The sequence below is a fragment of the Cryobacterium sp. 10I1 genome, assembly GCF_035019805.1.
GTDB lineage: Bacteria > Actinomycetota > Actinomycetes > Actinomycetales > Microbacteriaceae > Cryobacterium > Cryobacterium glucosi.
On the sequence record NZ_JASJVF010000622.1, the window covers coordinates 1 to 310 of the forward strand.

1 protein-coding gene is annotated in these 310 nt (G+C 70.3%); it reads left to right on the forward strand.

Annotation, left to right across the window (positions count from 1 at the left end):
• Positions 1-310: hypothetical protein (locus QN345_RS20050; RefSeq protein WP_323509243.1), on the forward strand; the 310-nt coding region annotated here is incomplete at both ends.

The window sequence follows — 310 nt, forward strand, 5'->3', positions numbered from 1 at the left end:
GACGGAATGCGCTCACTCGACGAGGAACGCGACGAGGTGCAGCAACTTGCCGCCGCCCAGAAGGCGGTGCACGGGTTCCTGCAGCACTACCGAGCCTATGCGCAGGTGATGCTCAAGCGGCAGGCTGTCGGCCCCCGCCGCGAGCAGTCCGACTTCGACAAGTACGGGCGGGCGGTCCTCGAGGTGACCGCGGAGCTCGACCGGCTCCGGGAGTCCCTCGACGCCAACGCCGCGGCCACCACGGAGCGGCGCACCAAGCAGGGGACTCGCGAGGCCGAGCAGGAAGCGCTGCGCGACAGCGTGCATGCCA